This window comes from Glutamicibacter sp. GQ173, from assembly GCF_059759215.1.
Genome location: NZ_JCAXDT010000008.1, coordinates 61,492 through 75,135 on the forward strand (window position 1 = coordinate 61,492; position 13,644 = coordinate 75,135).

The window sequence follows — 13,644 nt, forward strand, 5'->3', positions numbered from 1 at the left end:
ATGGCCCAGCCGGAGGTCCGGCGGCGTCCAGGACGTCCACGCGATGAAGATCTGGAACAGCTGGTGCTCGATGCCGCGCTGGAGATGATCGATGCGGATCAGGAGATCACGGTATCCAAGCTGGTGGATCGCAGCGGTGTCAGCCGTGCTGCCATCTACCGGCGATGGCCATCGATGACCTTGCTCATTGCTTCCGCGCTGAATACCGGACGCGTGGTGCCGCCGGCCATATCCCTGGAAGGAGGCCTGCGGCAGAACCTCTTCGAGGCGCTCCTTGGCCACGGGGCGGAGCAAACCGTGGAGATGTATTCTGAATCCCGCTTCCGCCAGCGCATCCGCCTGGTGATGGCCGACAAGGAGCTTCAGCTGGCCTATTGGCAATCGCATGTGAAGCTGCGCCGGGTGCCGATCGAGCAGGCCCTGCGCGCGGGAATGGAACAGGGGATCCTGCGCCAGGATCTGGATGTCGAGGCCTCTTTCGATGCCTTGGCCGGTTCCGCGTACTACCAGCTGGTGGTGCGTGGCGACAGCTTCCGCTTGCCGCAGACCCGTGCCAGGCTGGAAGCTGCTTTTGAAACAGTGTGGCGGGGCATGGTCGCGTAGTACCGGGGCAATAAATAGGCGCCTGTGCCATCGAATAGATGGCGCAGGCGCCGTCAGCTATTCCGGCAAGCCGGGAGCGGGGTTCCTAGTATTTGTAGGACTGTCCGCCGTCGATGGGGATGACCGCTGCATTGATGAAGCCTGCATCACCGGAGAGCAGGAAGGCGACGAGCTGGCCGACTTCTTCCGGCTTTCCAAAGCGCTTCATCGGGTTGGGCTCAACGAATTCCTTGCCGACTTCTTCCCAGTTCTCGGGATCGATTTGCTTCAGGGAGCCCTCGACCATCGGAGTCATGATGGCTCCCGGCGCGATGGCATTGATCTGGATGCCGTACTGGCCGTATTCGATGGCCGAGTTGCGGGTCAAGCCCACGACACCGTGCTTGGAGGCAGCGTAGCCGGACTGGTTGCCGACGCCGCGGATGCCGCCAACCGAAGCGGTGTTGACGATGGCGCCGGATCCCTGGGCGCGCATGGCCTTGAGCACGTGCTCCATGCCGAAGAAGACGCCGTTGAGGTTGATCGAGACGACCTTGTTGAATTCCTCGGAGCCGAAGTCCTCGGTGAGGTTCTGTTTTCCTTCGATGCCAGCGTTGTTGAAGAATCCGTCGATGCGTCCGAAGGCGTCGAGAGTGGCCTTGACGTAGTTTTCCACTTCGGCTTCATTGGCGACGTTTGCGGTGACAAGAATGATCTCCGCATCGGGAGCGAAGGTGCGGATTTCAGTTTCGGTGTCCTTCAGGCCTGCCTCGTTGAGGTCAACGAGTGCCAGCTTGCCCTTTTCCTTTGCAATCTGGATGGCAGCTGCGCGTCCCAGGCCGGAGCCTGCGCCGGTGATGATGACTGCCTTGCCTTCAAAACGTTCCATGATTCATTCCCTTTCCTTGGCATCAGCGGATTCAATGTCTGATATAGATGCAAACGCATCTATAGGCGTTTGTATTCCCTCGATAGTTCCAGCGTTGCTCATGCGGGTTGAAATTGGGTGAACTTCGCATGGATGGGGCGTGGGAATACGAGGTTTCTTGGAAGGTCCGTGTCGCAGGAGCCAAGTCTTCGGCAGAGGTAGAGTCAGTGGTATCCACGATCCTGTGCCACAATGCCCGCGTTTTCACTGCAGACGCCGATCCACGCTCCAACTGGGCCGAGGCAACGGCGGTCCGGTTCGGCACCGTCATTTTTCCGGCTCACCTGCCGCTGCTGAGTGCGAGCTAGCGGGGACTTGGGCAGGAGCCATTGGCCTTGGCAACTGCATGGTGTTTACGAGATCTATTGTTCCCATTCGCCTCTGCTGATGATGGGCGAGGCATTGGGCAAGGTCGAACTCGCTGAGGCATCGAGCCTGAATCAGAATCGGGTGCGACTCGCCAATGCCGTGGCTGCGGCTCCGTGGCAGCCCGGATCCACGGATACGGCTGGCACTTCGAGTCCAGGCCCGGCGGACAGCCAACGGCTGCCATGCTCGACGAGATACTCGGAGTCGCACCCCAGTACCTGGACAACAATGAACTTCACTCCTGCTGGGTCAATAGCGCCGTGTTGGCCGAGCTAGGTATTATCGTGCAGACCCTGGTGCCGATCGGAGGGCAGATCGTGCGTGAGGTCAGCTGGTATGCGACCGGGCTGCTACTGGAAACCGCGGCCCAGCAGCTGGTCTGGCCTTTCTTGGAGAAGCAATCCAGCGACGCTGACCGCGATATCGCCCCTAGAATATGACTACGTTGCATATCTGACCGCCAGCATCACTGGAGTTGTGGACATGGCCTTCGACGAGATCTGCCTGACGGCCATGGAAGACACTCTGGAGCAGGATTCGAGAGAGCGGCCCTTGCAGGTATCGGCGCATTGGTTCATCACCAATGCCGGAGATGCCCAAGACAATGTCGTGCAAGAGCGTCGGGCAGCCGAGCTGGGCCTCGAGAGAGCATGGGCGCAGCTTCCGTATGTTGGCGGGGATGAAGTTCATTGCCGACGAGGTACACGATGCCTGCACCGTCGCGCTGCGCGAGCCGTAGTCGGACGGCAGCGGCGCGAGCCCGATCTGGCCGCTGGAGCGCCTGGCCCCGGCTCTCGCCGCGGAAGGGTTGCAGGTCGCCGTGCGCGTCAAGAGCGACGCCGCGAGCGCCATCGCTCTTGACGCCATCGGGCAGGCCTTGGAGGCCAACGGCTCAATTGAGCGCCGCCACCGCATTGAGCCCTTGGAATACGCCGTTCCGGGGACAGCCGAGCGCATGGCCCACCTAGGGGGGTACCGAGTCGGTGCAGCCTTTTCACACCGACGCTGCCTCGCATCCCTACTGGGACGCCATGCTAGGGGATGACCGAACGGAGCGCGGGTTCGCTTGGACAGAATACGAGCAAGCCGGCGCATTGCTGGGCTTCTCCACCGATGCCCCGACCGCACCGCACGCAGCACTGCCCAATATGTTCGTGGCCACGACCCGTTGTTCCGCGCTGGACAACACCTTTGAGCCGGTCCAGCCTCAACTGGCATTGCCGCTGGTCAATACCATCTCCCACGCAACTCGTGATTCCGCCGCATCTGTAGGGGAAGGTGCCACCCACGAGCGGCTGGAAGCTGGGTATGCCGCTGACTATACGGTGCTCGATCCCTGATCCCTTCGCGGAGGGTAATGACGTGCTGCTCACCGCTCTGGTGGTGCGTACCGTGGTGGCCAAGGAAACGGCCTACGCCGCCGATCCCGCCCGGACGATGACCGGGGCCTGAGTTGCAGGTCTGCCCAATGGGGTAACATCCAAGCACGATCAGTTTTCTTCGTGAACGTTGGCACAGACGGACACCGTGCTTAAGTGTTTTTGGCAGATAGGTCTCCACGCGTGGCGGAGTCTGTTGAGTCATCACGATTATTGCCGTCCCTTCCAGATTTGAGTCGATGGAAGGAACGGCAATAGCGCTTTTGGTTGTGCGCAATTTGGCGATATTTCAGAGCATTTAATTGGCTGTATTTATCTCGGAAGGTGTCGGCTAATCGTGAATCGAGGTCGAGCATAGCAGCCAAGGCAATTTGAGCAGTCAGATCAAAATACTTGCATAGAAAGCACTGGATGGGGAACGAGACAGGATGACGCTCAGGAAACTTTGGACGGAGTAAAGCACAGTTAGCGGCCAAATGATTGAGGCCGCTAACTGCAAAAGCTGCTTGGGTCTATCTAATGAAGCGCCTCATCTCTTCGGCGACGGCGGTCACGGCAGGGACAACGACACTGTTTCCGAATTGGCGGTAAGCCTGGGTGTCGGAAACCGGGATTTCGTAGGAATCAGGGAATCCCATGAGACGCGCACATTCCCGGGGAGTCAAACGGCGAGGGCGTTCACCAACGCCACGAGAGACTAAAATCTCCGAACCGTCCTTGTGATATCGAGCGGAGAGGGTACGTGCCACCGATTCAGGTCCAACGAGTCCATAGCCGAAACCGTTCCCTGCGGCCCGGTGCTTCGCGGCATAGTTTTTCAGGTAGGCCCAGAGGTTCGGGGTCAATATGTACTTTTCATTCACTGTTGCCATAGCGCCTTCTGTGAAGGGCGCCTCGGCTAACTCTGACCCGTCTTCTGGGTGCAAGATCGAAACCATTGTAGGGTTGACGATTTTCGTTGTGCCGTCGGGGTTGCACTGGGTGGTGAGGTTGTCGAATGAGAACCCATCGTTTCCTTCGAACACCGAGGGGTCCCTGAATCCGACAATAATGATGCGTTGGCGACCTTGGGGCACGTATGATGCGCCGTTGATGATTTTGAACGCGATGCTGTACCCGAGCTCATCCTCGAGAGTTTCCTTAATAACCTTGAAGGTGCGCCCTTTGTCGTGAGAAAGCAGGTTCTTCACATTTTCAAGCATGAACGCCTGGGGCTGTTTTTCTTCGATAATGCGGGCAACGTCGAAAAAGAGCGTTCCTTGGGTGGCATCAGCGAAGCCGTGTTCCCGGCCAAGTGAGTTCTTTTTGGAGACCCCGGCGATGGAGAAAGGTTGGCAGGGGAACCCTGCCAACAGCACGTCATGGTCGGGGATGGTCTTGGCCTCGACTTTAGTGATATCTCCTGCGAAGGTATGTCCGTTCTCTTCTTCGTGGAGTCCGTCCACGAAGCCTGGTAAGTCGTGGCCGAAGTTCCGTGCGTAGGTTTGCTGAGCGAACTTGTTCCATTCGGAAGTGAATACGCATTCGCCGCCTATTGATTCGAACGCCAGCCGGATTCCTCCGATGCCGGCGAAGAGATCGACGAATCGGAAGGACGTCTTATCAGTCCGGGCCGGGACAGTAGCTTCAGACTGATGCTTCTTGATGTCCTCGAGCGCGGCCCTCAGGTAAGGCGGGCATTCGGTTTCGCCGGCTTCCCAGCGGGCCACAGTCTTGGATGATACCTGTAATAGGGACGCGAGTTTCGCCTGGCTGTGGCTCTTGCGTAGGTCCTGCAGCAGGGTGCGGGGTGTAGTGGCCTGTTCGGCCGGTGCCAGCGTCACGAAGCACTCCATTCATGGGGAAAAAGTAGGGTCAAACTGTCTATAAATATTCCCCACAATTGACGGGGGTGCAAATCGCCGCGCCGCAGACAATCTGAAAGATGGATCGCCTTTCCGGATTTTGTACGTAGCCCTCGCCTAGATGTTTAAGGCACGGGAAGGCTAGATGCAATTCGGAATATCTGATCCCGTTAAAATTTACGGTGCGACACGGACATTTTGGACTACTTGATAGTTCCCTTGTTGGGACAGGCGCTCTTTCTTAGCCACAGCGAGCGGTACAAAGTGAGTCATTTCTGAGCGGCTTAGCGGGAGAGTTTTCGTGGAAGGGCAGGTTTGCGACACCAGCTACGAGGTTAATGTTGAATCTCCACGAAGGAAAACTGGCCGCGAATGGCGAGGGACTCCTTGAACTGGCCCTTTGTCTTCCCGCCAGTGTTGCCGGTCACCGACGTTCAATCGCCCCGGGGCTCCTAGGCGGTGGACAGTCTTTAATAGGTAATGACCGCTCCTAATCGCCAGGGTCACCTCTCGATTGAACCACAAGAGCTCCGTAAACGGGCCAGTAGCAACCTGATTCACCGCGAACTGCTCTCGTCTTTGCTCAATTAGAGAGCTAGGCTGGGAGAACTTCTAGCACTGGCGTGGGGTCAATGGATTTATCGAGTGGTTCTTTCCTGTGAAGTTTATTTCTGATTATCTCTTTGACAGTCCCAAACAAGGGGGATGATCGGGACTGTCGGCCGTTCAAGGTAGCACCAAATAGATTTCCAGTCGCAGAAGAGCTCCATATTGTTTTGAATGCTTGCACAGCGAGAGCACCACAAATCCGCAGTCCTCGAATTGCTTCTTTCCCGCCAGAAATGTCAATCACCTGGCACCTCATCCAACTTAGCGATTTCTGTTCGCTTCGACGCCGACTCCGCGCAGCGGGAGAGTACTAATATTGCTAGATGCTTCGAATAAGACGACTCACAAGAAGCATCTGGATGTAGCTTTCGCTAAAATTTCACCGGCTTGGGGTTGAATGGCAGTATGGAAAACTTGTGGAATGACATTGTGACATGGCAAAGGATCGAACAGCGTTTTAAGGACCATGGTGTCAGACACGTCGAAGTGAAGTTCCTTACGCGGAATCATAATAACAAGAACCAAATCACAGGTCTCGGTAGGGACCTTTCCGGATTGGGTCACCTGTTTCCGGGGCCGGTGACACGCCACCAAGCAAACTCCAGCAAACCGAAGGCCGGCAAACCGATCTTCCACACGAGCCTGCCATGGGTGTGGTTCCACGAGCACGGGGTCGCTCCAGCGCCAGAAACCAAGCTTATCTACTACCCTCAGTATCCTGAGGTACGGCTTTCCGGGTTCCTCGAGAATTCTCCTCATAGTCCCAAAGAACTTTTGGCCCTCACAAAGGATCCGGCATCGAGGGGGCAGGAAGCAGGTAGATGTCTGATTTTCGGTCCAGGCAAAGATCGAAAGGTCTATGCTGTCGTTGTTTCGAGGTATTCCCCTGCCGCTCTATATCTCGAGAAGTTCAACAATGGTAGGGGTCGACTCGTACCATTGAGTTTGCGGGAGGACGAAGCGAGCACTCGCGAGGTCCTCTTCCGAGAGCTACGTAAAATCCATGACAAGCAGTGGATCGAAGCTTATAGGCTGCAACGGGATGGATCTCGCCTAGCCTGCGACGCACCTAACTGTCATGGCGTGACCTTAGAAAGTGAGCTTGGGATAACAGCCAACGGGTTGGCTCAGCCTGACTACCTAGACTGGGAGATCAAAGCGCATCGCGTTAGCCATCTCAACGCTCATTTGAGTTCGAGGATTACCTTGCTTACCCCTAACCCGGATGGCGGGGAGGCTAAGGACAAGGGCACGAGCTGGTTGACGCAAACGTATGGGAAGCTGGATCCAACTGGTACGCGTTGGGATCTCTCCGGGATCCACAAAGCCGGACAAATTCATCCGAAGACGGGACTAGAATTCGGTTTAGTGGGGTTCGACGCTCCCTCCAAAACAATCGTTGAGGATGGCTACCTCTATTTCCGTGACCCACAGCAGGACCTCGTCCTTGGCCGCTGGTCGTTTGCCAAGCTACTTACCCACTGGCAAACCAAACATGCTAAGGCTGTCTTTGTTCCGTGCATTGCCTCCAACGGTAGGCCGCGTGAATACAGCTATGGAACTAAAGTCCATGTCGGTGAAGGAACATCGTTCCTTTATTTCCTCGGCGCTATCGCTAACGGCTCGGTCGTCTTAGACCCAGGTTTGAATACTAAACTGACCGAGGGAAAAAAGTGGAAGCCTCACACTCGATACCAATTTAGGTCATCTCTTGTAAACGCGGGTGATTTGTATAAGAAGTTCGAGAAAGTCGACCTATAGTAGACGTCACTATCGAGCAAGTGTCTTTTGCAAGCAAGTCTTCTAATGGTAGAGAACTGGAAAGATTGATGTCGTATTATCGCTTTTACATTGATGCGATAAATGTTAGCCACAAATCTCCTCCTGTGCCAATGAAAATGAAAAATCACGCAAGGCCTCATATTTGCTACATTCTGGTGTTTTTCTTTACGAAATACGCAATAATTTTCGAGTGGTTTCAGATGCAACAGTGACGTAGAAAGCAAGTCTAAGAGGAAGTATGCTTTGGCGATTTAAGCGTATATTATGAGCGGCTGTGCCAATTGGGTAGTTCTTGGTCTAATGCGTTGAGCCGCCATTCTTCGAGCTTCCCCTCCGCACGACGCTGGTGCTGGTTATGGAGCCAAACCCCTAAAGACTTTTCATAGAACGTAGTAGAGGTGCGATATCGTGGGATACAACCGTTCTCGGAAACGTACTTGCTAACAGCTGCCAGTCTAGATTTCCATTGATCGTCCAGTTCAATCTGACGTGGAACTTTTTCCCAACCAGAGATTGTTTCTAATAAAAAAATCTTGCTGGGGGATAAGAGCCCCGATTTAAATAGCGAACGTTGCTCAGTTAACCAAATGTGTAATGACCGCTCAGCGCGGGTACCCGTTGTCCTTGGGAAACGGCCGTTCGCAGTATGAAAGTCAGTGAGAGCTTCCAATCGTTGGATCCAAGTGGCCGAAAGTTCGTTCCTTCGTCGCTCATCCAATGCCGCTTCGTGCTTGGTTTGAAAACCTGGCTCGTAATATTCACGACGCCTGACATGATAATGGACCGTTGCTGCAGAACGACAGTACAGAGTTGAGATTTCACTAACCGTTAGACCTGCAAGGTACATTTGGTCCCATTCCGGGTGCCTCGATATGCTCCAACTGACCATGACAACTAGGGTACAACACGTGTTGGATAGGACGGTTTGGTCCTCGTGTTCTGGCAAATCAAAGAATAGAAACCTATTGACTGAGAATGATGCGATTTCGGGACTACATTTGTCCGCGATTTCAAGCAGCGTTGGCAGAACTGCGATACATGATTGCACAAGTAGATGTAACCTTAAGCGCTATTCAGGAGCTGGGCATTTTGAACTCAACTCGTGATGCCGTCAATCAGTTGAAGAATCGTCCATGGCGGCAATAATCAAGTTTTTTGACAGCGCGTCGCTGCTCGCACCATAGGGGGCAGGAACAGCGACGCTGTTATGGTCAAAGTTTTTAAAGCTAGAATAAACTACGTGCTTCAGAGAGAACATCGTCAAAGAATCCGGTGAACGAGGCATCAGGAGTATCAAGATTCGTTAGTAAACGTCGATCAAGATAGACATTACCATTTTCGCAGGATGTTTCGGCTGTCAAAAGACAACCGTGGCAGCCACACAGGTTTAGGCCGAAGAGACCCTGTCCGACCGACTCACCACAAACGGGATCGTTGGAGCAGGTATCGGAAGACTCGATGGCCTTAAGCAAAATCTTTGACAGATATTCCGGCTCGGCAAGCCGCACCAATCCGCCTAGAGTTCCTTCGCGATCACCTGCACTCGTGTAGATAAGAATTCCACACTGTGGATCGATCCCTTCTGGAATTGCGTAGATTCTCTCCCTGATTGAAGCTGCCGGATATCCACTTTGTGATTCAAAACTACGGATCAAGAGATGGGCCAAGGAATGCAGCATTATCCATCGGGCAGAAATCTTAGAAGCATCTTGAGCTCGATAAGTGTCTAGAAGTCGGTTCGCAATCATCTTGACGCGGACCGCAACGCCTTGCTGTTGTTCCCATGCCCGAACAGACTCTTCATCAAAACGAATGAAGACACCTTCTCCAAATTGCTCGACAGCGGGATACCAGTTCAACTGGCTTTCCTTATTCAAATCGACGCGTAGCATTTTTGCTTCCGGTTTGAACCGAGTGAAACCCCGAACGACTCGCACTTCTCGAAGCCGACGAGCCGCACCGACAGCGCTTACCCTTTGAGAGAGTGCTAATGGAATTGCTTGACCTTGAGAAAAAGGAACGTTCTCGACGTTAAAATCGGCTATTTGTTCCCCCGGATTCGAGCTAAGCGATTTTTCAAATGCAGACCATTCTCCGCTGAGCAGGTTAGTCATTACTTGAAGAGTTTCCGCTGCACCGGATGGATCCCTGGCGATCGAGAGCACGCGGGCAACATCAATCGGGTACCCATTGCTCGAAAGCTCATCCGCGATCATTCTTGCTAGCACTTCAGCCGTTTCAGATTCAATGAGCGCTTTCAATGGTGTGAATGTTGGATGTTCACGTACTTTGTCAAGCAGATCTAACGTGGGGGAACTTACTTCGGGGATATCAATGGCCGAAACGATCTCGGGGCGGTAAAGGCTTGTGGAGCCGCGCTGCACAGCATGTAATTCCTCGGGGCAGGCTGAGCTCTTTCTGAATCCTTCCCAGGGCTGCGAACCGTAGCATTTGAAGCCATCTCTATGTAGAGATTTCTCAGCGTTAAGCTCCATCAGGCTACGGTTTGCTTTGCAAGAACGACAGGTAACAAACACCGCTCCCAACGATTCATCGACGCCTTCCTTAGTGGAAAAAATCAAGTTATCAGAGTCCTGACATAGTCTCTGCTCATTTGAATTTCCCTTCTTGTGGACCCAAGCACGCCAAGGTACATCTTGAAGGTGGCTTCCTTTGCTGCAGGCAGCGACGTAGCGCATGGGAACCATTTTTCCGTCACAGGTCCGGCACCGGTTGTAAGTGATGCCGTTCTTGACCTGCATTTTGTTAGACATCAGCCCGCAATTTTGGCAAAAGCGCCACTTCGGAAAGCGGCTAAAAGTCAATGGTGTCTTGACCGCATCGTCAAATGAAGCGCCAGAAGGGGCAGTCTTCAATGTTGGTACGCTGAGCTCTCGCTCCAAACGCGGGCATGTCATTTGCTTTAGATATTTCTTTTCCCAATGAGTAATGTCGGGCGCAACGAATGACTCGCCGAGGATATCCACAATTGCTCCAGGGCCATATGGATAGACGGTTTCACTGTGGCGAATTTGGCGTGTGTTTTTGTTACTAGACATTTTTTTCTGACCTTTCGCCAGCCACGATAACGGCAGTCCCGCTATCGACGTTTCGCATCGAATTGATTACGGACCAACCTTCGCCGAAGGCTAATGGGTGCTTCGTGAGCGAAGCTTCTTTACCGTGTCCTTCGTATTTGAGGTCAGGATTATCGGCGAGCCGTTGTTCCCATTGATTGAGTAATAAACGCAATTCTGCCTCTACGCTCTCTCGTTCCCGGGGATCGGACTTCTGCACTTGTTCAGAAATTACTGAGGTAATCCTTGACACGATGGCCTGTTCAGGCGCGAACGATGCGGCTCCAGAGTTGGATGCAAATCCTGATAAGTGCCGATACATCGCTATGAGCACGCTTGCTAAGGTTCTACGACGGGAAGAAATTGACCATGGTGTTACGCTGGTTGGTTCTACATATTTGTAGAGCGCGCCATGATAGGCATGGAACTGTTCGTAATACGAGCGGTCTCTAGGGCGAGATTGGCGATAGAGCGTGACGATAACTCCGGGTACCGAGCCACGACCGACTCGGCTTGTAGCTTGAATATATTCAGACGTCGATTTTGGCTGCCCATTCATGAGCATCAGGGCCAGACGGGGTACATCGATTCCCACGGAGAGCATGCTCGTGCTCACCACGACATCTACCGCGTGTGCATTTGGGGCGGGAATGCTCAATCGGTCAAGCGCTTGCGTAAGTTCGAAAGCAGGGACCTGTCCGGTCAGCTCAACGGTGTCCCTTAGTTGACGCGTAGGATTGATGGTCGAACTTCTCACGGCCATACGAGACTTGATGTCATCCTGAACAATTGTTACTGTTCGGCCTAGCTCACGAAGGCTGTTGTGATAGGCAACAACCGTCCAATAATCATCTTGGTTGATGCCTTCTACTCTCTCAGGAACTTCCAGCAACGCGCTCATGGTTTGCACCATTGACGTACTTTGCGTGAACGACTGCGGCATTAAGCCAATGTAGCGTCGTCCTGGTTTGGATCTATCGATTGAAGCGAAATAGCTATCATCTTGAGATACTCCGCTAGGGGGGAAAATCTCGACTTTCGATCCGTAGAGAGCCTTGACTTGGTGTTCAGCTTCTTTGATAGTCGCGGTTGAGGCAACGATCTTGGGCACACCGCCGTTTAACCTCAATATCTGCAAAACCGCAGTTTCGAAAATTCCTACGGTGGTGCCGAGAGGGCCAGACAAAAGATGAAGCTCGTCCTGGATAACGAGTGAAGGTGGAATATAACCTGAACTGCCACCGAATAGGCGGCCGCTCTCGGCTACGAACGTGATACGCGCAAATTTGTCGACAGTGCCAAGGACAATAGTTGGCGGATTCTCATAGATTTGTTCATCCACAACTTCGACAGGGAGACGATTGCTGAAAGGGCAATCTGAAGAAATGCAGTGAAGCACGAGCTTGCCGGCCACGGCTTTGGCCCCGTATTTGCTATGATCTGATGACTTTTGCTCGGGGAGAAGACGAGTGGCGCACCAAGGACATTGTGTTATCTGAAAAGGGTTCTCAGGAATACTTACCTTGTACAATTCATCGAGCTGTTCCAGGGCCAATTTTGACGTCGACGTGGTTGTAGAATTTCCGACCCACAGTCCAATGCTAAATGCTGAAACATTTCCGGAGCGTGAGTCCTCGAGTCGAATTTTTTCCATCGCGCAGATTAACGCGGCAGTGCGCTGAAATTGCTGCGCTGCCAATAATCGTAGCGTGTAGCGAGTGAGCACAGCAGTTCCTGCCCCTCTGGCGCCGTGCTCGAACCTTCGCCACCACATCACAATCGCTGCCAAACCTAGATATGCCTCTGTTTTGCCTCCGCCGGTTGGGAACCATATCAGGTCGACTGTAGACCGATCGGAATGGCGTGCGTCAAGAGAACTGAGCAGTGAAGTAAGAATGAAGCCAAGCTGGAAAGGACGCCACTTAGGTTCATTCGCAAGATCGAATTCTTCCGTGCGGACTCTCTCCGGAGTGCCATTGGCGTTGAACGTGCTTTGAAGCATCTGTTCACGCATTGCCGTCATTCCTAAAGCGAAGGATCGCCGAAGTTGTTCATTTTCAGGTGTTTGTAAAGCAGCGATAGATTCATGCATCCGCCGGATCACGTGCTCCTGACGAGCGACTATTCGGTCTCCAGCAGCGACCCACTCGACATCTTCAGATTGATACTTCGTACGCTCATCTTTCGACCAGCGGCTGTAGTCATTCACGAAGGTTGTTAGCGAATCACAAACTTCACTAGAGTTTTTATCAATCTCCGACAAAAAAGATAGGAAAAATGCTTGTTCGCCTGTTCCCTCTCTAGCGCTAATTGAAGGTACAACATGGTCAGGCAGTGGGTCCAAGCAGACCTGGACTGATTCGTTCTCGATTGTCCAGGCCACAGAAATTCCGTGTCCAACGGCGTAAGTTCGAGCGTCCTTGAAACGAAGAGCTAGCTCAATCTCTTCGTCGTTTTGATTCAAATCGCTGGTTGACCGGTATGGAAGGACTGCGCCATCGAAGCTTGCGGCGTTGACACCTACTTGATAGATACAATCTTCGGCTGAAACCGTCACTTGTGGAGCATTTTCAATTGCTTTCATGTTTCTGAAAGCAACAGTAACCAGCCACGAATCGCTTCCTACTTTTCGCCACTTCGAGGTTAGCTGCACATCGTATATAGAACTTAGCTGGTCATTCCATGTGGGCGCTGATGGAGAAAGATATATATCCCTAAAAACCCACTGGGAGCGCTGCCAAGTTGTCGTTTCGCCTTTGATTTTGTTTTCGGAATAAGTTCCGAATTTGACTGAGCATGCGATTGAAGTACCAGTATGTATGAAGGACATAGCAGCAGTTGAAGGGGACCAAGCATTCGAAAGTTCTACAATTGGGTCCTCCCACTCGTCAATCGCAACTTCGACCGCGGTATCTTCTCCGTCGTGGTTTTCAGTCTCCTCGGCAGAACTCGTTGGGTATAAGGTCCCAACTAGATAGGTTTTGTCGGGGCGACGGGTACTGCACTCTGACTCGCCGTTAAGTGGGCCCATATATGAACGGCGAAGAAAATCAACGACTTCTGTAGTTGTCATT

General features: G+C 53.1%; 11 protein-coding genes. 6 read left to right on the forward strand and 5 right to left on the reverse strand.

From position 1 onward, the window contains the following. Nucleotides 1-603, forward strand: coding sequence for a TetR/AcrR family transcriptional regulator (locus tag AC6CHO_RS13330; protein ID WP_498215582.1), 603 nt, complete (start codon nucleotides 1-3; stop codon nucleotides 601-603). Nucleotides 604-688: 85 nt separating this feature from the next. On the opposite strand, the gene AC6CHO_RS13335 is transcribed toward AC6CHO_RS13330, so the two are convergent. Then, nucleotides 689-1,471: an SDR family oxidoreductase gene (locus AC6CHO_RS13335; protein ID WP_498215584.1), complete on the reverse strand. Its 783-nt coding sequence runs from the start codon at nucleotides 1,469-1,471 to the stop codon at nucleotides 689-691. Nucleotides 1,472-1,599: 128 nt separating this feature from the next. Here AC6CHO_RS13335 and AC6CHO_RS13340 point away from each other — a divergent pair, with 128 nt between their 5' ends. From AC6CHO_RS13340 to AC6CHO_RS13355, 4 genes are all read left to right on the forward strand, one after another. Next, nucleotides 1,600-1,818 carry a hypothetical protein gene (locus tag AC6CHO_RS13340; RefSeq protein ID WP_498215586.1) on the forward strand — a complete coding sequence of 73 codons (219 nt, stop codon included), beginning with the start codon at nucleotides 1,600-1,602 and terminating at the stop codon, nucleotides 1,816-1,818. Nucleotides 1,819-1,992: 174 nt separating this feature from the next. Continuing rightward, entirely contained in the window at nucleotides 1,993-2,319 is a 327-nt protein-coding gene (locus AC6CHO_RS13345) for an amidohydrolase family protein (protein ID WP_498215588.1), read from the forward strand. A gap of 43 nt (nucleotides 2,320-2,362) precedes the next feature. Continuing rightward, a complete protein-coding gene (locus AC6CHO_RS13350) occupies nucleotides 2,363-2,740 on the forward strand; it encodes a hypothetical protein (RefSeq protein WP_498215590.1) in 378 nt (125 codons plus the stop codon). A gap of 122 nt (nucleotides 2,741-2,862) precedes the next feature. Further along, a complete protein-coding gene (locus tag AC6CHO_RS13355; protein WP_498215592.1) occupies nucleotides 2,863-3,219 on the forward strand; it encodes an amidohydrolase family protein in 357 nt (118 codons plus the stop codon). A gap of 551 nt (nucleotides 3,220-3,770) precedes the next feature. Here AC6CHO_RS13355 and dcm read toward each other — a convergent pair. Further along, entirely contained in the window at nucleotides 3,771-5,081 is a 1,311-nt protein-coding gene (gene dcm / locus AC6CHO_RS13360) for a DNA (cytosine-5-)-methyltransferase (RefSeq protein WP_498215594.1), read from the reverse strand. Nucleotides 5,082-6,116: 1,035 nt separating this feature from the next. Here dcm and AC6CHO_RS13365 point away from each other — a divergent pair. Next, nucleotides 6,117-7,472 carry an MvaI/BcnI family restriction endonuclease gene (locus AC6CHO_RS13365; RefSeq protein WP_498215596.1) on the forward strand — a complete coding sequence of 452 codons (1,356 nt, stop codon included), beginning with the start codon at nucleotides 6,117-6,119 and terminating at the stop codon, nucleotides 7,470-7,472. Between the two features lie 283 nt (nucleotides 7,473-7,755). Here AC6CHO_RS13365 and AC6CHO_RS13370 read toward each other — a convergent pair whose 3' ends face one another. From AC6CHO_RS13370 to AC6CHO_RS13380, 3 genes are all read right to left on the reverse strand, one after another. Continuing rightward, entirely contained in the window at nucleotides 7,756-8,382 is a 627-nt protein-coding gene (locus AC6CHO_RS13370; protein ID WP_498215598.1) for a helicase associated domain-containing protein, read from the reverse strand. Nucleotides 8,383-8,719: 337 nt separating this feature from the next. Next, nucleotides 8,720-10,552: a DrmB family protein gene (gene drmB / locus AC6CHO_RS13375; protein WP_498215600.1), complete on the reverse strand. Its 1,833-nt coding sequence runs from the start codon at nucleotides 10,550-10,552 to the stop codon at nucleotides 8,720-8,722. Next, nucleotides 10,545-13,643 carry a helicase-related protein gene (locus AC6CHO_RS13380; RefSeq protein WP_498215602.1) on the reverse strand — a complete coding sequence of 1,033 codons (3,099 nt, stop codon included), beginning with the start codon at nucleotides 13,641-13,643 and terminating at the stop codon, nucleotides 10,545-10,547. The genes drmB and AC6CHO_RS13380 overlap by 8 nt, the downstream gene beginning before the upstream one ends. Nucleotide 13,644: the final 1 nt, after the last annotated feature.